Source organism: Bacillus cereus group sp. BfR-BA-01316, from assembly GCF_022664195.1.
In the GTDB taxonomy this organism is placed as follows: Bacteria; Bacillota; Bacilli; order Bacillales; family Bacillaceae_G; genus Bacillus_A.
In genome coordinates this window covers 51736-73596 of the sequence record NZ_JAKUGX010000016.1, presented here as the reverse complement: position 1 = coordinate 73596, position 21861 = coordinate 51736, and the positions used below count along the sequence as shown (strand labels likewise).

The following is a 21861-nucleotide window of genomic DNA, read 5'->3' as shown; positions in this document are numbered from 1 at the left end:
TTTCTTCCCCCCTACTTTTCATTCACTGAGCTATCACTTAACCCTAAAGCTTTCAACATTGTTTGGAATTTAGCTGATGTTTCTGCTAACTCTTCTTCTGGCTTTGATTCAGCAACAACTCCAGCACCTGCATATAAACGAAGTGTATTCTCTTGCACTTCAGCACATCGAATTGTAACAATCCATTCGCCATCTCCATTTAAATCGCTCCATCCTAGCATTCCTGTAAAGAATTCACGGTCAAATGGCTCAATTTTTTGAATAGCCTCTCTCGCTTCTTCCATTGAAGTTCCGCAAACTGCTGGCGTAGGATGAAGAGCAATTGCTAATTCTAAAGAAGAAGTATTTGGATCCTTAAGTTCACCTTTCACTTCTGTAGACAAATGCCACATGGCTTCACTATGAATAACTGATGGTCTATCTGGAACGTGTAATGTATGACAGTACGGACGAAGCGCAGCGGCAACCGCTTCAACTACTACCGCATGTTCATGTAAATCTTTTGGAGAAGAAAGTAATTCCTCTACTCTTCTTTTATCTTCTACTGGGTCCTCGCTTCGTGGTCTTGAACCAGCTAATGGATTAGAAACGACTTGCATACCCCTACGTGAAACGAGCAATTCAGGGCTTGCTCCAATTAACGTCTTACTTTTCTCGTTTTCATCTTTCGGTAAATTAACAGCAAATGTGTAGCCGTGCTTATTATGCTCTGCTAATTTTCGAAGAAGTTTTTGCTTATCAATCTTTTCGGAAGATTTAACATCTAACGATCTAGATAGAACGATTTTCTTTAAATTTCCGTCCTGAATTTTTTCAATCCCTTGCTTCACACCATTCATATAAGCTTCAGGCTCTGGAACGGGTGTCATTTCAAATGTCAATTCCTCATTTGGTTCAATCTGATTAGTTACCTCTAATTGTAAACAATCGGAAATTCTGCTATATTCCGGTACGATAAGTTGAACTTCTTTTCTACGATCAAATGGCAAAGCACCTACAACGATAGGATTTGGATTTCCATCTTGTTTGGCATTACTTAATACCGCCTTTACAAGCTCTGGAAAGCTTTCGATTTCACTATGTTTTACTGTAGTAAACGCTCCTTCTGTCAATATCGTTCGATTTGGTGAAGCGAAAAAGAATGAAGATTCAGTCTTATATGCTTCTAAAAGTTTTTCTGACAGTTCCTTTACGGCTGTAAGTTCATTCATAGTATAATAACCTCCTGAATTTTTTATTAAGCTCCTAATGTAGCTCCGCCATCGACACATAAATTGTGCATTGTAATATGACTCGCTTTATCTGAAGCTAAAAACAATACTGCTTCAGCAATTTCTGAAGGTTGTGCAATTTTTTGTAACGGAATTCCGAGTCTATATGTATTTTGAGAACCAGCAATTATATTTTCAGCTCCATTCTCATCAGCCCATAGTAATCTTTGCATTTCAGTTTCAGTAGAACCAGGAGAAACTATGTTACAGCGAACATTGTATGCTGCAAGTTCTAACCCTAAACATTTCATAAACATCGTCGTTGCAGCTTTTGATGCAGCATACGCAGCCATCTCCATTCTCGGAGTATTTGCCGCATTTGAACCTACTGTAACAATTGCCCCTGACTTCCTTAACATCATATGTTTACTTATTGCTCGGGACATATAGAAAACGCCTGTAGTATTTACAGAGAATGTTTTATTCCAATCTTCGTCACTTAAAGAGTAAATTGGTCCCATACGTAATACCCCTGCAACATTTATTAATATATCTATAGGACCTAGGTCATTTTCAATATGATTGACTAGCTCTTCAACAGCAACGCTATCACTCACATCTAAATGAAATGTCTTAATACGCAGTTCATTTATTTTATAATCATCTAAAAGCATATTAAGTCCTTTTTCATTTTGGTCAACTGCAATAACTGTAGCTCCTTTTTCTAAAAACATTTTTGCTACAACACTACCTATACCTTGGGCTGCACCTGTTACTAAAACGGTTTTCCCTTCAAATTCCTCTAAGTTCATCTCCTCTATCCTTTCATATAAAAATTATCTAATCAAACAACATAAATGATAACAATTTTCATTATCACTGATGATGTAAAAAATAATACACTTACTAAACTAATTGGTCAAGTATGTTTTTTATTACATAATCATAGAAAAGAAAACAAATTCACCAATTGATAATGATTTTCATTTTCTTTATCCGCACCGAAATGATAATGTTTCTCAATATACTTGTCAATCTTTTTTTATTTTTCAGATAAAGTATTTTTACGTTTCTATATAAGATTGCATCTATAATCTTTAAAAAGTGCTTTAATTAAAAATTAAATCCATAATTCCTTCGCATCTTTTTTGAAATTCAAAAAGAAAAACTGCAGATTTCTTCATCTACAGTTTTTCTTTTCTCAATATTTTTCTGAAAATATCTCATTTTACATCTTGCATTTCTCAATGAATGTCATGTATATAATCTAAGATTTAGTAAAAGTTTCATATATTATGTATCACTTTATAATATTCCAGTATAATCCAACGAGATGTTTTACTCGCTTTTTTCATCAGGAAAATTCCGAAAATTATAAAGACTAGGTAGAGAAAATCAATTAAAAAATAGTTCATAAAGAAAAAAGGAAGTAGTTTGTCAGCCACTTCCCTTTCATAATTTTATAATATACCGTAAAAAAAGCACCCTATTTAATAGGGTACTTTTTAGTTATAGTAGTGTAATAGAAGATTTAAACACTTATGCTACGCTGCGATACTCTTCTTCTTTTTCTTTTTTCTCATTAGGTGCTTGAATTAAAATTGCGATAATAAATGACACGACACATAATACGCCGATCACCATGAAAGTTGGTTTGAATCCACCTAGAATTGCACCGATAAAGGAACCTGCGAGCGCTCCAAATCCAAAGCCTTGATACACGATTCCGTAGTTCTTACTATGGTTTTTCATACCGAAGAAATCACCAACAATAGCTGGGAAAATAGTGATATTTCCACCAAAGCAAAACGCTACACTTGCTACACAGACGAAGTAGATACCATAATTTAAATCTACGAAACTTAGAACCAAGACTGAAGTCGCCATAGCAACAAAAGTACCAGTAACGATTTTTAAACGGCCGATTTTATCTGATAACGGTCCTAGAATGATACGACCTAATGTATTGAAGATTGCAACCATAGCCACCGCATTAGCTGCTGTTGCTGCGCTAAGCCCTACAAGTTGAACACCGATGTCTTTTACCATGCCAATTAAGTATAAGCCACTCATACATGATGTAAATAACATAATAAATAATAAGTATACTTGTTTTGTGCCTAACATTTCTTTTGTTGTATATTCCTTAGTTTTTGTTTCATGAACTGCACCTTGATCAGCGGCTTGATGGATTAAACAAGCGCCAATCACAATCATAGCTGTAACAATTAAGCCCCAGTATATAAACGCTTGCGATACACCAACTGAATCAATTAACTTTGCGTTTATGTATTTAAAAATTAGGCTACCTGTACCATATGCAGAGACAGATATACCGGCGATTAAACCTTTACGCTCTGGAAACCACTTTATTAAATTGGATAGTGAAGTAATATATGCTGTACCATCTGCGTAACCTACAACAACTCCTGCTAGTACATAAAGTAATATTAATGAGGAAGCTTGTGAACTAAGCACTAATCCCATTCCTAATGCTAGTCCAGCTATCATAATAAGTTTACGAAGTCCCCATTTTTCTTGCAATTTACTCGCAAACAAAGTTGAAAACGCTAAAGAAAGGCTAGTAATTGAGAAAGTTATAGCAACAGCGTTAAGACTCCAACCGTATTTACTAACTAAAGGCTGATTGAATAAGCTCCATGTATATATCGTTCCAAGCCCCATTTGTACTATGACTGTGCCAAGAACAACAAGCCATGGATTAACCGATGCTTTTTTCATACCGTCTCTCCTCCTCTTTCTATTTCAATGCTATTCGCTAAATATGCTTTTTTCATTTTCATTTTCGCCACCTCATTCGATTTAACAACTTCATTGTATAGGATGTTACCGATTATGTAAGCACTTACAAGACGGAGCGTCAAATATATGGAACCAGTTACATAAAACGAAGGGTGAAATACAAAAAACTGCTTGTTAAATACGTAGCAGCTTTTATAATGTTTTGCATCAGTACGACTTACGGTGGCTTTTACATCCTCTTTTACAAAAAAATTTTATCGAATTATACCATGGCTGGACTTCAATATTTTGCTTATCCTATACAAACAAAAAACATCCTAGTCTTATTTAACTCTTCAGCGTTTATAACATGTTGCGTCTGTATTTCTTGATACAAATCATTTAATAGTCTTGTAATCTGGCTTCTCGTTACAATGCTTGTAATCAAAAATCCCATCATTTCTACTTCCGTATATCTTGTTTTTCTAACGAAACATACAGAATTACAACGTTTTTACAATTTTCTACATAAAAACAGAAAATATATAATTCATTTACATAATGTTGCACTTTAATTTTTATTAAACAACAAATATTTTATTGATAAATAAAATTAAACATTCACTAATATATCTATACGTGGTTTAATATATATAATAAACAAACATTTCTGTCTTTTATAAGGAGGTACTATGAAAGCAAACGTAGGGGATACTATACTATTTCAACGAAATAACTTAAAGATCACAGCATCTGTACTAAAACTATACACTGAATCGGTCTTAGTTGAAGTTACAGATGTAAGCGGTGGTACTTTTGAATTTGAGCGAACAATTGTAAATCATAAAAACTATAAAATTTTAAATGCAAATAAATAAAACAATACAAAATAGCCCCTGCTTAACAGCGGAGGCTATTTTGTATAATAACACTTCATTAATTTACATATCCTAAAACACTAACAATCTTGCTTGCTTTTAAATTATTAATGTAATAATAAATTTCTAATCCTCTTCTTTCAGCTCTTAGCACTTTACCTTTCATTTTTGATAAATGCTGTGAAACAGTCGATTGAGGAATATTTAATATTTCTGTTAATTGTGTTACATTACAAGTTTTGCGTGCACTTAATTCATTTACAATTTGTAATCGTATTGGATGCGCCATTATTTTTAAAATGTCCACATCTTCTTCAGTAACTAAACTTTTTTTTATCTCGCTCGTATATGTTGTCATAAGACATTCCCCTTTTATTTGAATTCCTTTTTATTAAAATCTGCTTCTAAATAAAATATTATCTCAAATATACAACCCTTATATAGAAATAATAGGATTTTGATTATTTAAAAACAGCAATGCTATATAATTTTATTTATTTGGTACATATACATAATACAATTTCAATTTGTGCTGCATGTGAAGTTAGCGTAAATTTAGGATGAAGATTTTTCAAATAATTGAAACTCTTTTTGATACTATAAGATTCATTTAACTTTCTATAATTTTTTATTATAAAACAAAAAACAACTAGATGATTCTACATATAACTATCCAGCTTTTTTAACACATGTTAGGCATTTGTATATACTATTACAAAACACATTATTATTGAGGGGGAATTTATATGCCAACACCGTCACAAGAACAAGTTGAAGAAGCTCGTGAAACGTATGTCAGTCGTATCATATTGGTTGGCGGATCAACTTTATTTTTAGTAGGTGGTGTAATATCGGCAATTTCAGCTTTTAAAACTTATAATCGCTTGGAAAATACGCCACCTTCTCCAAATGATTCATAATTGCATCGTTCATTCCTTTATATAATAAAAATGCCGCCTCTACTATAGAGACGGCTTTATATAAAAACATTATTAAATTCATTTGAACTTTATTGAAAAAACGTTATACCGATTTGGTACAATGTTCAAAGTAATGATAGATACTTTCAATTTGACAAGCTTATTTCACCACAAACCTCGTCTGACTACACCCATCCTTCTGCTTCGTGACCTCTAATACAGCTGGCATTGCGTTTTTCAGTTCTTGCACGTGTGAAATGACACCGATAAAGCGACCTGATTTTTGCAAGTCGATTAGGGCGTCAACTGCTTTCGTTAATGACTCTTCATCTAATGAGCCGAATCCTTCATCGATAAACATCGTTTCGATGGAAATACCACCCTCATACGCTTGAATTACATCTGCCATTCCAAGTGCTAAGCAAAGTGATGCGTTAAATTTCTCACCGCCAGATAATGTTTTTACATCTCGGGTTTGATCTGTATATGCATCGTATACATCTAAGCCTAATCCACTCTGTCGATTCCTCTTTTCAACTCGTTCGCTTCGTTTTAAATAAAATTGTCCATTTGATAATTTACGTAGTCGTTCGTTCGCAATTTGAACAATTTGTTCTAAATACTCAATTAAGATGTAACGTTCAAAGGATATACGACTATCGTTATCCCCTTTCATTACTTCATATAAATCAACAAGTTCTTGGAATGCTTTTTCTTCCTCATGAATTTGTTCATCAATTCGTTTAATATTTTCATGTAAATCCGTAATATATGATACGGCATTTTGAGCACGTTGTCGTTTTTCTTTAATAATATCAAGGTTAATTTCCAATTCTTTCACTTGCTCATCTAATGAAGAAATGTCCATATACTCTTTATCTTTTAAGTCTGCCTTTAATTCTTCAATTTGTTTTGTAAGTACTTCTAGAGATGAGTAATAACTTTGGATTTCTTGTTGTAACTTATCCATCTCAGCATCATTTAATTTAGATTCTGTATATGTTAATTGATCTGTAAATCCGCTTTGTTCTAGCTCTTTCATAAAGCGTGTGAAAGTCTCTTCTTTCTTCTCTTTTGCACTATTAAATTGATTAGAAGCACTATCATGTTCTACTTGAATACGTATATTTTCATTTTGCAAATGTTGATACGCTTCTTGTACTTTCTCCCATTCATCTTCCATTAACCTGAGTTCTTGCAGAGCTTGGTCAAACTGTACTTTCCAAGCTTGTACCGTTTGCAAGCTTTCCGGAATATTTTGCTTATCATGTTCATATGACGTACGAAGCTGCATACACTCCATTTCAGTACGGTGCTGTATTGTTTCTACTTCACGCTTTTGTTTCTGGAGTTCTTCCACTTTTTCTTCTACGCTTTTTATATTCACAGCAATTTTCTTACGTGTTTCTTCACTTGCTTTTAACGTATTAACTTCTGCTGCTAATTGCTTTCCTTTTTGAACGAGCGCACTATATGTTTCTACTAATTCTTCTGAGCGATACCCTCGCTTTAGCACTTCTTCTATCACTTGTTCATATTGAACTCGATAAAAATTCCACTTTTCTTCTAATTGAACATGCGATTTTTCCGCAACGTTTTTCTTTTCTCTTAGCTCATTTAACGCTTTTTCATCAATTGCATTACTTTGCTCTGTAGCTTTTTTCGGGTGATCCATACTACCACATACTGGACAAGATTCACCATCATGTAAATGAAGAGCTAATATACCAGCTTGTTCACTTAACCAGCGGCGTTCCATATTTTCATATGCACTAACTGCCTGTTGCATCTTATGAAACGCAATTTCTTTTTCTTGCTCGTATTTTTGTTTTTCTTGCCATACATCATATGCCTGCTTTAATACTTTTGCATCTTCTCGCATATTCGTTAGTTCTTCTACTTTAGCTACATATTGTTCAAGCGCTACTTCTAATTGCTGTAATTCGCCAGACATTCTTTGTTTTTCATTTGTATGCACTTCTAGTTGTTCATCTAACTTTTGCATACCTTCTTTTAATTTTCCTATTTGAATTTCAGCATTTTGCAAATTCAACTTTTTCTCAGCTAATGATGCAATAATTGGTTGTAACTCTTCTAGTCTTTGAACTTGTTTTTTAGCATTTTCTCGCTCAGATGCCTTATTCTTTAATGCTTCATATTTCTCCTGGGCAAGTTCAAAACTGTTCATTATAAGTTCTTTTTTTGTGATTATCTGTTTTAACAAACTTTCAGACTGCTGTTCATGTTGCATCGCTTCCTCATACCATTGCTCAAATGGTAATAATCGCTTCGCCTGCTCCGCATGTTTAAAAGATTTTTCTTTCATTTCGATTACGGCACGATTTTCTTGTAAAGTACTGTATTTCTCATTCTTTTGTTCTAAATCTTTGAATTTCTCATTTACAGCTTTTGCTGCATGAAAACGTGCCTCTGCTTCTTTTAATTGTTTCGTTTTGTCATTTTGTTCTACGTGTAATTGCTCAACCTCTGCATTGTACCAAATTGTTTCTTGTTCTAATGCCTCTACTACTTGATGTGTATTTACATGCTCTTGCTCCACTAATGTCTCTAATAATGCTCCATCACGTATTGGTAATTTAAATACATTACGGAAATATAGCTCACGTTCTTTTTGTTTTTCTTGTAAGACGTCTTTCCATTGTTTACGCTTTTGATCTAATAACTCTCGCATTAATTTATAACGATCTGTTTTAAAAATGCGGCGTAATATTTCTTCTTTATTTTCCGTTTCAGATGTTAATAATTTTCGGAACTCTCCTTGCGGTAACATGACAATTTGGCTAAATTGATGTTTACTTAATCCAATTAAATCTTCAACTTTTTTATTTACATCCGTTACATGAAAACGATCGACACATGGAACTTTTTCCTCATCAATTACTTCATATAATTCGACTGCATGTCCTGTAATTGTTTTATTCCCTTGTTTTTTATGGCCCAGTTGTCGTTTTATTTCATAACTTTTCCCTTTTAACTGAAAAGTTAATTCCACACTTGTATAAACATTATCATCAGCAAATTGGCTACGAAGCATGTTTGTATCACTGCGCTCTTCTCCACTAGCCTCTCCATATAATACATAACAAATCGCATCAAAAATCGTTGTCTTTCCAGCTCCTGTATTTCCAGAAATAGCGAAAATACGATGCTCACCAAGATCTTTAAAATCGATTACTTCTTTCTGTTTATATGGACCAAATGCGGTCATTATAAGCTGAATCGGTCTCATCCACGCTCACCTTCCCGTTCTTGCACTGTTTGCAAAACATCTAAAAATAGACGTTCTTTCTCTTCTGATAAATCTAGCCCTTTCATTTCTTTATAAAATGCTTTTAAAAGAGATAAATCATCCGTTTTATGTCTTGAAACAGTTACTTCATTTTCATCTGTGAACTCTCGTCTTTGAATAGATCTTTCAACATGCATTGCATTTGGGTATACAGAACGTATTTTTTCCATTGGCTGCAAGACAGGATTTTCATCTAATAATTTCACAAATACATAATCTTCATTTACTGGATGAAGCAATAAATCGTCTATTTTCGCTTCTACTGTACGCATTTTACGACGTGGTGTAAGTAAACGTTTTTCAATTGTTGTTTCACCTTTTTCATCCAGTTCCACAATATAATATCCTTTTTTATGCTTTTCTTCAGAAATAGAATATGCAAGTGGTGAACCTGAATAACGAATTGTCTCATTACGTACAAAATGCGCTTGATGTAAATGGCCGAGCGCCGTGTAATGGAACTTATCAAAATAATGGCTATTTACATATTCAGCACCACCAATTGAAAGTGGTCGTTCTGCATCACTCGTATTTTCCTCTGCCTCTCCTGAAGAAGTTACAAATGCATGTCCTACAAATATGTGTCTCGCTTCTTTATCCATTGTTTCAGAGAGTTCGTTCATAAAAATACGCATCGCATCATCATGAGAACGAACATCTTCATTTTTCAATATATGTCTAACAATACTTGGATCTGCATACGGAACGAGATGGAAATGAACCTCTCCGTATTCATCATTTAAAACAACAGGATTGTATGGAAACTGGAATTGTCCAACAATATGTAATCCTTGTTTTTTCATTAAATTGCTACCAAAATGTATGCGGTCTGGACTATCGTGGTTTCCTGCAACTGCGATTACTGGTGTTTGTAAATCAATAACTATCTTTTGTAATACATCATTTAATAAGTCTACTGCTTCTGTAGGTGGAATTGCTCGGTCATATAAATCTCCTGCAATAATTACAGCATCCGGTTTTTCTTCTTCAACAGCTTGTACAAACTGATCTAACACAATTTTTTGATCTTCAGTCATATATACACCATGAACAAGCTTACCTAAATGCCAATCCGCTGTATGAAAAAACTTCATATTACCCTTCTCCTTTTAGTTTACTGATTGTAGTGAAACAAGCTGATAGTTTAGTGTAGTTTTTCCGTTCTCCCATTCTAACTTTTGGACAATTGCACTACCGATTCTTTCTTCGTTTGATTTATATAAAGGTAATATTTCTTGAATAGTAAATAGATGATAACCATCTAAAATTAATTGAAATAAATTATCTTCTATATGTAATCTTACTTCTTTTTCATTTGAAATAATTTTTGTATGCATCTCAAATTTCATGCTAGATACAACCCCTTTTTTCTAATCTCTACATTTTAATAGTATAGTGGTCATGCAAGATTGACAAGTAAATACACCGCGATGTACATACTTTTTTAATTATAAATATTTTATGTTTTTTTACATAAAATACGGTATGTGAAATTATTAATCTATAAAAATAAAAATGCCATTCAGGCATCCTTATTTTTGTAAGTACTCTTTCATAACGTAGTACAATACAGTTATTAAGACAATCGCTACAAAAAACGCGAATACGGCCACAACATACCCATCTTTATTTAATAAAAAACATATGGAAATAGATATTATAAAAATCGGAAACACGAGACGTACCTTAGCCTTCACTTCTTCTGTCGTATCTGTATGATGAAAATACTGTGTAATTCCTACCATAAGAGATGACAAAATAATAACCGACAATAGTAAAGGTCCTGGCATTCCGATCTCTCCTTTCTCTATTTCTAATTATATACAAACCCCACGCCCTTTAAAAGTTAGATAATTCAGCCTTTTAATCTTTTCTACATCCACTCTTTAATGTATTGTTACGCCACGTATACTAACTCAATATAAGTTATACATATAATAGCGCCTTCAACACGACATTTTCAAATAATAGCACTTACAGTAATGTTGTAATATTCCTCTTCATTCTCTGAAATCCTGCAAATATAACTCGTCAAAATATGCGATAAATAATAACACTAAGCACCTAATTTAGACAAAAATTATAGAGGACATTTCAGCATGTATCCAGAAATAAGAATAGGAAGATATATAAGGGAGGATTTATAATGACTGAACACGTTTTATTTTCTGTTAGCGAAAACGGCGTTGCATCTATTACTTTAAACCGTCCAAAAGCACTTAATTCTTTATCCTATGACATGTTACAACCAATTGGGCAAAAACTTAAAGAATGGGAGCAAGATGAGCGTATTGAACTCATCGTTTTAAAAGGAGCTGGGACGAAAGGTTTTTGTGCAGGTGGTGATATTAAAACGCTATACGAAGCACGTTCTAACGAAGTTGCATTACAACATGCAGAGCAGTTTTTTGAAGAAGAATATGAAATTGATACACTTATTTATCAATACAAAAAACCAATTATCGCTTGTTTAGATGGAATCGTAATGGGCGGTGGTGTCGGTCTGACAAATGGAGCTACGTATCGAATTGTAACAGAGCGTACGAAGTGGGCAATGCCTGAAATGAACATCGGTTTCTTCCCTGATGTCGGTGCTGCTTATTTCTTAAATAAAGCACCTGGATATACTGGTCGATATGTTGCTTTAACAGCATCCATTTTAAAAGCTCCTGATGTATTATATATTAACGCTGCTGATTACTTTATGACATCAGATTCATTACCAAATTTCCTTACCGCACTTGAAAATGTAAATTGGAAAAAAGAAGATGTACATACGCATTTAAAAGAAGTTATTCGTACATTGGCAACTGCTCCAAACTTAGATGGCAATCTTTCTTCTTCATTAGAAGAAATTAATTCGCATTTTGCATTCGATACAATTGAGGGAATCATTCAATCGTTAGAGAAAGATCAAAGTCCATTTGCCCAAACAACGAAAGAAAAGCTATTATCCAAATCCCCTGTTTCATTAAAGGTAACATTAAAACAGTTTATCGATGGCCAAGAAAAGTCAGTTGAAGAATGTTTCGCGACAGATCTTATACTCGCTAAAAACTTCTTGCGACATGAAGATTTCTTTGAAGGAGTACGCTCCGTTGTAGTTGATAAAGACCAAAATCCAAATTATAAATATAAACAATTAAGTGATGTTTCAGAAGAAGATGTAAATCGATTCTTTAACTTACTTAACGCCTAAACAAAAAGGCCATATAGAGTAGCTCACTCTCAGCTACTCTATATGGCCTCTTCTTTTCAGTTAAATAATTTTAAATATAATTTAATTTTATTTAACTAAAATATATGTTAAACTAACGTTAATCGAATTTTCTAAAAGCAACGAAGGAAGGCGGATAACATTTTGGAAAATTTTTTTCTGTTTATTATTATGTCTATATGTCTTATTATTCTACCCGGTCCTGATACAGCAATGGCTACGAAAAACACATTGGTTGCTGGCAAAATCGGTGGCGTAAAAACTGTTTTTGGTACTTGTGTTGCGCTTTTAATTCACACTTTAGCTGCTGTAATTGGTCTTTCAGCACTTATTGTGAAGTCTGCTCTTTTATTTTCTATTTTTAAATATGTTGGTGCTGTATATTTAGTCTATATTGGTATTAAAGCCCTTTTAGCAGTAAGAAACACAGAAGACTTAAATACAAATGACGTTCCAATAAATAATGACAATAAACATACTTCTTGCTTTCGCCAAGGGTTTCTTACAAATTTACTAAACCCTAAGGTTGCAGTCTTCTTTTTAACTTTTTTACCACAGTTTTTAAATCCAAATCATAATACATTTATACAACTTCTCGTTATGGGACTTACTTATCTCATTTTAACAGTCATTTGGTTTGCTTTTTATATATTTTTAATTGATAAAATTAGTGCTTTTATGAAAAAACCGAAGACACAGCGTTATATTCAAGGAATTACAGGAATCGTCTTAATTGGGTTTGGTATTAAATTAGCCTTTGAAAGAAATAGTTAACATAATACAAACGAAAATACACTACTCCATTATGAGTAGTGTATTTTCGTTTGTATTATGTTTATAATGAGTGGGAATGCACCCCACTCATTATCATTTCACTTTATTAAAACCAGCGCTCAGTTACAACTTTTTTACGTGTATAAAATTGAACGCCATCCGTACCATTTGTACCAAGATCTCCAAAGAATGAAGCTTTATTTCCTGCAAATGCGAAGAATGCCATTGGTGCTGGAACATTAACGTTTACACCAATCATACCAGCATCAATATTGTCTCGGAATGTTTGTGCATGTTTTCCATTTGATGTATAAATAACAGCACCATTCGCAAATTTCGATTGATTTGTCAGCTTAATACCTTCTTCTAAATCTTTTACTCTTACAATACTTAATACCGGAGCGAAAATTTCATCTTGCCAAATTTTCATTTCTTGATTTACGCCATCAAAGATTGTTGCACCAACAAAGTAGCCTTCTCCAACTTCTTCATTGATTTTACGGCCATCTACTAGTAAAGTTGCTCCATCTGCTACACCGCTATTAATATAGCCTAAAACACGTTCTTTATGAGATTCACGGATTAATGGTCCAACATAATTATCTTCGTTGAAACCGTCACCTACTTTTAGTTTTTTCGTCTCTGCTACTAGTACGTCGATGAACTCATCAGCAATTTCATCTACTACTGCTACTACTGAACATGCCATGCAGCGCTCTCCACTACTTGCAAACGCAGACCCAATTACACCTTGTACTGTTTTCTCAAGGTTGCAATCTGACATAACAACCGCATGGTTTTTCGCACCTGCTAACGCTTGTACACGTTTACCATTTTTTGTACCAGTTTCATATACGTAGCGTGCCACTGGCTCAGAGCCAACAAACGAAACTGCTTGAATATCTTTATTTTCTAAAATACTATTTACAACATCTTTTCCGCCTTGTACTAAATTTAATACCCCTTTTGGAAAACCAGCTTCATAGAATAACTCTACAAGTCGCTCAGCTAAAAGTGGTGTTCTTTCAGATGTTTTTAATACGAATGTATTACCGCAAGCAATTGCAAGTGGGAACATCCATAATGGAATCATCATCGGGAAGTTAAACGGTGTGATACCAGCAACAACTCCGATTGGGTAGCGCCAAATCGATCCATCAATTCCGCTAGCAATATTCGGAAGAGCTTGTCCCATCATTAAATTTGGTGCTGATGTTGCAAGTTCTACCGCTTCAATACCACGCTGTACTTCACCTGTTGCATCCGTTAGCGTTTTACCGTTTTCTAGCGTAATGATTTTTGCAAGCCCATCTTTATTTTCTTGTAACAGTTGTAGATATTTGTATAGTTGTCTTGAACGATTTGGAACTGGCACTTTAGACCATGTTTTGTATGCCGCTTTTGCCGCTTCAACAGCTTTTTCAACATCTTCTTTTGGAGAAAGTGGAACGTAAGCGATGATTTTTCCAGTTGCCGGATTTGGAACCGCTTCTACTTCCGTACCAGTAGATTCTACCCATTCGCCATTAATATGATTTTTCACTCGTTTAATTTCAGTTGTAATCATTATATTCTCTCCTTTTTTATCATGATTTTTATAAGTGCACTATTTTTGATTAGAAATTAATTGTTCGCTAACTTTCTTATATAAAGCAGCCATATCGTTTTCACCATATCCTGCCTCACTCGCTTCTTCATATACGTTTAATAGCATCTCACTTACTGGTAAGTGAAGTTCACTTTCTTTAGCTAAATCTACCGCAAATCCTAAATCTTTCTTTAATAAATTTACAGTAAAGCCCGGCTCATAATTTTCTGATGCAATGAAACTTTTATAATTACGCTCATAAATTCTACTTTGACCGTAACTTACATTTAAAATATCAAACATTTTATCTAAATCCATATTGTTCTTTTTCGCTAATGTTAAAGCTTCACTCACACCAGCTGTATAAAAACCAATTAATAGATTGTTAATTAATTTAACAGTTGTACCACTATCAATCTGCTCACTAACATGGAAAACATTCGCTCCAAGTACTTCCATGACAGATTCAGTTTTTTCATATACTTCTTTCGATCCACCAACCATAAACGTTAATGTACGGTTTTCTGCACCAATTACCCCACCACTAACAGGTGCTGCTAAAAAGTCTACTTTCTTTTTCTTCGCAGCCTCTTCTAACTGTTTGTTTAACTGTGGAGATACTGTACTTGTATCAATTAAAACTACATTTGAGTGGCTATTTTCAAATAACCCTTCTGCTCCAAAATATACTGCTTCAACAGCACGAGGTGACGGTAAACTTGTAAAAATCACATCACATGTCTCTGCTAGTTTCGAAATTGATAAACCGATAATTCCGCCTTCTTTTTCAAAGGAAGCTTCAGCTTCTTTATTCAAGTCCACTCCGTATACTGTGTAACTTGATTTAACTAAATTTTTAGACATTGGAAGACCCATGTTACCTAAACCGATAAAGCCAATCTTTTTCATATCGCTTTCCTCCTATTTACACAATATATTTCCCGCGATTTATAATAGCTTTCGCAATATCTCTCTTTTTCGTAAATAAGTTCGTGTATAAAGGCACTAATAATTGACGGATTTCAGCTAAAACTACACTTCTATCTTGTTCTTCTGTGACAGCTGCTGAAAGAATGGAAATCGCAGCTTCTTCTACTTTACGATATCCTTCTTCACAAATAACATCTGTTATCATTTGCTTCGTACGCTCTTTTTCCTCACCATTTTTACTAACTGCTTTCCTCGTACGTAAAAATGCTGATTCCATGACGTACACGTCCGTCAACATATTTGATAATACGCGTGAATATTCTTGCTCCTGATCAATTTTTAAGTCCGGAGTTTTAGAGAGCGTTTTTAAAGATTGTTTCAACAATTTTTTCGCTAATAAAATGTAACGATGGTTTCTTTCTACATTTTCCATATCACTTTCTACTTCATGCTCTTCTATTTGCTCTATTTGTTTCATTAACATTTTGGCAACTGTTAATCTGTTAATTTCGTTCGTTCCTTCAAAAATACGACTAATTCTAGCATCACGATATAAACGTTCTACCTCGTACTCTTGCATATAACCGTATCCACCATGAATTTGTACAGCCTCATCTACAATATTGCCCAGTGTTTCAGAAGCATTTACTTTATTAAGTGCACATTCAATTGCAAATTGGGACATTTTTTTCATAAGATCTTCATCACTCTCATGAATTGCTTCATCAATTACACCCGCTGTGCGGTAAGCTGCACTTTCTGCTCCATATGTAGAAATAATCATATTGGCAATTTTCTCTTGAATCATTGTAAAGTCCACTAATTCAGTTTGGAACTGTTTTCGTTCTTTTCCATATTGAACCGACAAACCGATTGCTTGTTTTGCTGTTCCAATATTTCCAAAAGCAAGTTTCAATCTAGCGAAGTTAAGAATATTAAGAGCTACGTGATGCCCTTTCCCAACTTCCCCTAAAACATTTTCAGCGGGGATGACAACATCTTCTAAAATAAGCGTCGCTGTTGAAGAACCTTTAATCCCCATCTTCTTTTCTTCTAGTCCTATTGATACACCTTCACATGTTCTTTCGACAATAAACGCTGTCATTCCTTTATTTGTCTTCGCAAAAACAACGTATACATCTGCCATATGAGCATTTGTAATCCACTGCTTCTCACCATTCAACTTCCAAGCTGTACCATCTTCATTCAATACTGCACTCGTTTTTGCACTTAATGCATCAGAACCAGCATTTTGCTCAGTTAAAGCATAAGCACCAATCCATTCTCCTGATGCGATTTTCGGCAAATACTTTTCTTTTTGTTCTTTCGTTCCGTAATATATGTAAGGCAACGTACCTACACCAGCGTGTATATTAAAAGAGACGCTAAATGCACCAGCGTAACCCATTTTCTCTGCTACAAGACCTGAGACAGCCTTTCCTAACTCGAACCCGCCATAATCTTCTGGTACCTCAATGCCTAATAATCCAAGTTCCCCAGCTTTCTCAAATAATTGACGAGAAACTTTATAGTTATGTTGTTCAATGTTCTCAATTTGTGGAACAATTTCTTGTTTAACGAATTGTTCTGTCGTTTTTGCAATTAAATCTTCATCCCCTGAAAAATCTTCTGGTGTAAAGAAAGTATTGTTCACATCTTTATTGAGTGAAAAAAATTCATCCCATGGTAACTTCGTTTTCTCCATCTGAATCCCCCTATCATTTCGGCCTTCATTGCTCTTTGCATATGCTCGTCTACGATGAGTGGAATATCTTATTATTGAAAACAGAAGGCGATGAATTTTCACATCAAGCAGTTCGTTTTGCCAAAGATGTATTCTCATCGCCTAAGTCCTTCTACCTATTGATCTTCAGATAATACGGTTTTCGCAATTCCAGTATCTAACTCTTCAAAGTCATGATATGAAATTGTTTCATATAACTCACTTCTCGTTTGCATATTAGAAAGTGCATCTTTTTGAGAACCTGTCTCTTTAATTAGCGTAAATACATTCTCATATGCTTTTGCAGCAACTCGAAGTGAAGTTACAGGGTAAATAACCATTTGGAAGCCCATATTCGCAAATTCCTCTGCACTATAATATGGTGTTTTTCCGAACTCAGTCATATTTGCTAGTAAAGGTGCATTCACTTTGCTAGTAAATAAACGGAATTCTTCTTCCGATTGAAGCGCTTCTGGGAATATTGCATCTGCCCCTGCTTTTACATATGCGTTCGCTCTTTCAATCGCTGCATCTAATCCTTCCACGCCGCGAGCATCAGTGCGCGCTACAATATATAAGCTCGGCGCAACTTCTTTAATCGCTTTAATCTTTTGAACTAATTCCTCAGTAGTAACAAGTTTCTTACCATTTAAATGTCCACATTTCTTTGGTAATTGTTGATCTTCAATTTGAACAGCCGCTACTTTCGCTTCTACCATTTCTACAGCTGTTCTCGCTACGTTTAGTACTCCACCAAATCCTGTATCAATGTCAACAAGAACTGGTAAATCTGTAGCTCTTACTAGATCCCTTGCTCTCTCTGCTACTTCAGTAGACGTCACGATACCTAAATCTGGTAGCCCTTTACTTGCAGTGTAAGCAGCTCCCGATAAATATAGAGCTGAAAAACCTGTATTTTTCGCAACAAGAGCCGCCATTGCATCATGAGCACCTGGAATTTGCAAAATATCATTTGCTTCTACTAAAGCTCGGAAGCGATTCGCAAGCTCCTCTTGTGTTGACTGTTTATTCACAACCCAAGCCATTCTATATTCCCCCTATTATTAGATTAAGAATAGATCTACAAATTCGTTGACATTCATATTTTCTAGTTTCTCTTCATTTAGACAAGTTTCATGAATTTGTTCTTGTTGCTTACTAGAATAATGCCCTGCCATATTTGCAGTGAATTTTTGAACAACTTTTGGAATTGCTTCGTCTCTACGGAAACGGTGGCCAAGTGGGTATTCACATTCCACATTTTCTGTTACAGTACCATCTTTAAAATGAACTTGAACAGCGTTGGCGATTGAGCGCTTGTTCGGGTCAAGGTAATCTAAACTGTACTGCTTGTTTTCAACAACAACCATCTTATTACGTAATTCATCTACACGTGGATCATTCGCTGCTACATCTTCATAATCATCCGCAACGATATCTCCTTTTAATAAACCGATTGCAGTAATGTATTGTAAGCAATGATCGCGATCAGCTGGGTTATTTAATGGTCCCTCTTTATCGATAATACGAATTGCTGATTCATGAGTTGTAATTGTAATACGATCAATTTCATCTAATCTTTCTTTAATTTCCGGATATAATTTCACAGCACATTCTGCAGCTGTTTGTGCATGGAATTCTGCTGGGAATGACACTTTGAATAATACATTTTCCATTACATAAGATTCTAGCGGTCTTGCTAATTTTAATTCTTGCTTGTTAAATAACACATCTTGGAATCCCCATCCTGGTGCAGATAAAGCTGTTGGATAACCCATTTCACCTTTTAAAGCAGTCATTGCAAGATGAACACCGCGGCTCGTCGCATCTCCTGCTGCCCATGATTTACGTGAACCAGTATTTGGAGCATGACGATATGTACGAAGACTAGAATTATCAATCCACGCATGTGATAATGCATTAAAGATTTCTTCACGCGTTCCGCCAAGCATTTTCGCAACTACTGCAGTTGTTGCTACTTTTACATATAATACATGGTCAAGACCAACACGATTTAAGCTGTTTTCTAAAGCAAGTACACCTTGAATTTCATGTGCTTTAATCATCATTTCTAGTACTTCACGTACTTTTAATGGTTCTTTTCCTTCTGAAACACGAACGCGGCTAATATAATCTGCTACTGCTAAAATTCCGCCTAAGTTATCAGATGGATGTCCCCATTCTGCTGCAAGCCAAGTATCGTTATAGTCTAACCAACGGATCATACATCCGATATTAAATGCGCCTTTTACTGGATCTAGCACATAAGATGTTCCTGGTACACGTGTACCATTTGGCACGATTGTTCCTGGTACAACTGGTCCTAATAATTTCGTACACTCTGGGTATTGTAGTGCTAAAATTCCACATCCAAGTGTATCAAGTAATACGTAGCGAGCCGTACTGAATGCTTCTGCACTTGTAACCTCTTTATTTAATACATAGTCCGTAATTTCTTCTAATAATGCATCTTTTTGTTTAATTTCATTTGTTTTAATCATGCTATTCTTCCCTTTCTGTCGAAAATTCGTTATTATTAATGATGGGTGTCGGTCAAACACCCATCTGGCGGGCGGCGCTAACAACTCCCCAGTTGTTTTTATTTACTAAATGCATGTCGCTCGCCAATATAATTTACACGTGGACGGAACAAACGATTGTTCGCATGTTGTTCAATAACGTGCGCACATAGTCCTACTGTTCTAGAGCTAAAGAAAATTGGTGTGTATAGTTGAATTGGAATACCGAGCATCCAATATACTGGAGCAGCATAATAATCAAGATTCGGATAAATTCCTTTTTCTTTCTCCATAATCTTTTCTCCAGCTTCACACATTTCATATAGTGTATAATCACCTTTTACATCACATAGCTGTTTTAAAGCTTCCTTCATCATAAGTGCTCTTGGATCCATCTTCTTCATATATACGCGATGTCCAAAGCCCATGATTTTTTCTTTGTTATAAAGTTTCTTCTGCAATAGTTCTTCAAATTTCTCAACATTGCCAGCTTCTAAAAGCATGTACATAACCGCTTCATTTGCACCACCATGTAAACTTCCTTTTAAAGATGCAACTGCACCTGTAAGAGCACCGTATAAATCCGATTGTGTTGATGCAATTACGCGAGCTGTAAATGTAGAGTTTGGCATTTCATGTTCACTATATAAAACAAGGGAACGATCAAAGATCTTTTCCTCGAGTTCAGTTGGTTTTTTACCAGTTAACATATAGAAGAAATTCGCACTATATGACAATTCCTCAAGGGGCTGAATTGGCTCCTCATTATTTAAAATATGATAGCTATTCGCTACAATATTTGGCACTTTACTTAAAAGCTTGTACCCTCGACTTTTATTCACTTCTAACGAGCGGTTTTCGATATCACTATCGTAACCAGCTAATGCAGACACACCTGTACGTAACCCATCCATAGGATGCGTTTCTTTAGGCAATGCCTTTAGCACATTAAATACACCTTCTGGCACTGCATATTCTTCTTTTAATTTCTTTTCAATTGTTGCTTTTTCATTCTCATTCGGTAGATGTTCTTCTAATAAAAGGTGCACAATGTCTAAATACTCTTTTGTTTTTGAGAGTTCGATTAAATCATACCCTTGAATTACAATTTCACCTTTTACTGTGTCAAGAAACGAAATTTTCGTCTCCGCTGCTACTACACCATCTAATCCCGGGGAAAATTTTTCTTCAGCTTTCATCATTATTTCCTCCAATCCTAATAGATCTTCGTGCACATAACTGTAAGCCTTTACAATACTGTGAAACTACATTTCTATTTCAATGTATCAGAGTTTTTAGAAGATTTCAATTTATTTTATAATGATAAGTTTCCAATACTTTTACCGATGTAATAATACAATTTTTCAAAAATAACTTTCATCTTTTATAAAGAAAGGACAGACATCTTTTTACGACTTTCTAAAACGAAATATAACAATTATCCATATAATCCCACTAAATATACCTTTAATCTCTTTTTCTTTAACAAACATAAAAAAACGAGCTGCACTCATGCACAGCTCGTTTTTTTATAATATTTATTTCATATTCCCATAAATATAATTCTTATATAGAATTTATTTATTTTTAATAAAATTATTATTTTACATAATTAAATTAAATTTCTTCCGTTTCTTTACGATAGCTTACAACTAAATCATAGTTTTGAAAGTACCAAAGATCATCAAAATCTATAAAAAATAAAATACCGTCTTTCTCAACTGACACTATTTCCCCATCTGATTTCTCAGAAACAATCCCTAAAGAATAGCCGGGCTGAATTGAGCTATTTCCTCCGTATCTTACAATAAAGTGAAACTTTAATCAGTGGGGGTTTTGTCCCTCCCCCACTGATTATTAGTTGAACCAATCGGGCATTTACGAGCAGTTAATCTCCTGCTTAACTTCCTTGTATTTGCTGAATTTTGAGGTGGAGGTCTTACTGCTCGTTAATGCGGGGTAAATCAAATAGATTCATCATGCTTTATACGCAATTCTTCCTTAAACCATTGTAGAGCATCACGATCAATTGAAATTTTCATGTTCGCT

Annotated in this window: 18 protein-coding genes and 1 pseudogene; 4 read left to right on the top strand and 15 right to left on the bottom strand. The window is 34.6% G+C overall.

The window, feature by feature from the left end:
- Positions 1–11: 11 nt before the first annotated feature.
- From dhbC to MR071_RS14080, 3 genes are all read right to left on the bottom strand, one after another.
- Positions 12–1211, bottom strand: a complete 1200-nt coding sequence (gene dhbC / locus MR071_RS14090) for an isochorismate synthase DhbC (RefSeq protein ID WP_242236504.1) — start codon at positions 1209–1211, stop codon at positions 12–14.
- A 26-nt stretch (positions 1212–1237) separates the two neighbouring features.
- Entirely contained in the window at positions 1238–2023 is a 786-nt protein-coding gene (gene dhbA, locus MR071_RS14085; RefSeq protein ID WP_242236503.1) for a 2,3-dihydro-2,3-dihydroxybenzoate dehydrogenase, read from the bottom strand.
- A 727-nt stretch (positions 2024–2750) separates the two neighbouring features.
- A complete protein-coding gene (locus MR071_RS14080) occupies positions 2751–3953 on the bottom strand; it encodes an L-lactate MFS transporter (RefSeq protein WP_242236501.1) in 1203 nt (400 codons plus the stop codon).
- Positions 3954–4645: 692 nt separating this feature from the next.
- On the opposite strand from MR071_RS14080, the gene MR071_RS14075 reads away from it, so the two are divergent.
- Positions 4646–4831, top strand: a complete 186-nt coding sequence (locus MR071_RS14075) for a YkvS family protein (protein ID WP_242236499.1) — start codon at positions 4646–4648, stop codon at positions 4829–4831.
- A gap of 58 nt (positions 4832–4889) precedes the next feature.
- Here MR071_RS14075 and MR071_RS14070 read toward each other — a convergent pair whose 3' ends face one another.
- Positions 4890–5189, bottom strand: coding sequence for an ArsR/SmtB family transcription factor (locus MR071_RS14070; protein WP_002012759.1), 300 nt, complete (start codon positions 5187–5189; stop codon positions 4890–4892).
- Positions 5190–5577: 388 nt separating this feature from the next.
- On the opposite strand from MR071_RS14070, the gene MR071_RS14065 reads away from it, so the two are divergent.
- Positions 5578–5751, top strand: coding sequence for a hypothetical protein (locus MR071_RS14065; protein ID WP_105587078.1), 174 nt, complete (start codon positions 5578–5580; stop codon positions 5749–5751).
- Positions 5752–5911: 160 nt separating this feature from the next.
- Here the strand turns inward: MR071_RS14065 and MR071_RS14060 are convergent, their stop codons facing one another.
- From MR071_RS14060 to MR071_RS14045, 4 genes are all read right to left on the bottom strand, one after another.
- Positions 5912–9001 carry an AAA family ATPase gene (locus MR071_RS14060; RefSeq protein ID WP_242236497.1) on the bottom strand — a complete coding sequence of 1030 codons (3090 nt, stop codon included), beginning with the start codon at positions 8999–9001 and terminating at the stop codon, positions 5912–5914.
- Positions 8998–10155: an exonuclease SbcCD subunit D gene (locus tag MR071_RS14055; RefSeq protein ID WP_242236495.1), complete on the bottom strand. Its 1158-nt coding sequence runs from the start codon at positions 10153–10155 to the stop codon at positions 8998–9000. Before MR071_RS14055 ends, MR071_RS14060 begins: the two co-directional genes overlap by 4 nt.
- Positions 10156–10170: 15 nt before the next feature.
- A complete protein-coding gene (locus tag MR071_RS14050; protein ID WP_002085739.1) occupies positions 10171–10410 on the bottom strand; it encodes a DUF2584 family protein in 240 nt (79 codons plus the stop codon).
- A gap of 183 nt (positions 10411–10593) precedes the next feature.
- Positions 10594–10851, bottom strand: a complete 258-nt coding sequence (locus tag MR071_RS14045; RefSeq protein WP_002012747.1) for a hypothetical protein — start codon at positions 10849–10851, stop codon at positions 10594–10596.
- A 356-nt stretch (positions 10852–11207) separates the two neighbouring features.
- Here MR071_RS14045 and MR071_RS14040 point away from each other — a divergent pair, with 356 nt between their 5' ends.
- Both MR071_RS14040 and MR071_RS14035 read left to right on the top strand, forming a co-directional pair.
- On the top strand, positions 11208–12260 hold the full coding sequence (locus MR071_RS14040; RefSeq protein ID WP_242236493.1) for an enoyl-CoA hydratase/isomerase family protein: 1053 nt from the start codon (positions 11208–11210) through the stop codon (positions 12258–12260).
- 159 nt (positions 12261–12419) lie between these two features.
- Positions 12420–13052 carry a LysE family translocator gene (locus MR071_RS14035; protein WP_242236536.1) on the top strand — a complete coding sequence of 211 codons (633 nt, stop codon included), beginning with the start codon at positions 12420–12422 and terminating at the stop codon, positions 13050–13052.
- Between the two features lie 106 nt (positions 13053–13158).
- On the opposite strand, the gene MR071_RS14030 is transcribed toward MR071_RS14035, so the two are convergent.
- The 7 genes and pseudogenes from MR071_RS14030 to MR071_RS14000 all read right to left on the bottom strand — a co-directional run.
- Positions 13159–14619 (bottom strand): CoA-acylating methylmalonate-semialdehyde dehydrogenase, encoded by a 1461-nt coding sequence (locus MR071_RS14030; protein WP_105587083.1) that lies wholly within the window; start codon positions 14617–14619, stop codon positions 13159–13161.
- A gap of 39 nt (positions 14620–14658) precedes the next feature.
- Positions 14659–15549 (bottom strand): NAD(P)-dependent oxidoreductase, encoded by an 891-nt coding sequence (locus MR071_RS14025; protein WP_105587084.1) that lies wholly within the window; start codon positions 15547–15549, stop codon positions 14659–14661.
- Positions 15550–15565: 16 nt separating this feature from the next.
- Complete coding sequence (locus MR071_RS14020; RefSeq protein ID WP_242236491.1) at positions 15566–17275, bottom strand: acyl-CoA dehydrogenase family protein; 1710 nt, start codon at positions 17273–17275, stop codon at positions 15566–15568.
- A gap of 155 nt (positions 17276–17430) precedes the next feature.
- The gene (prpB, locus tag MR071_RS14015) at positions 17431–18339 is read right to left on the bottom strand and encodes a methylisocitrate lyase (RefSeq protein WP_242236489.1); all 909 of its coding nucleotides are present in this window, start codon (positions 18337–18339) and stop codon (positions 17431–17433) included.
- 18 nt (positions 18340–18357) lie between these two features.
- Positions 18358–19794, bottom strand: coding sequence for a 2-methylcitrate dehydratase (prpD, locus tag MR071_RS14010; RefSeq protein ID WP_242236487.1), 1437 nt, complete (start codon positions 19792–19794; stop codon positions 18358–18360).
- A gap of 98 nt (positions 19795–19892) precedes the next feature.
- The gene (gene mmgD, locus MR071_RS14005) at positions 19893–21014 is read right to left on the bottom strand and encodes a citrate synthase (protein WP_142395903.1); all 1122 of its coding nucleotides are present in this window, start codon (positions 21012–21014) and stop codon (positions 19893–19895) included.
- Between the two features lie 415 nt (positions 21015–21429).
- Positions 21430–21624 (bottom strand): annotated as a pseudogene (locus tag MR071_RS14000) (HesB/YadR/YfhF family protein); the annotation flags it as partial.
- Positions 21625–21861 lie beyond the last annotated feature (237 nt).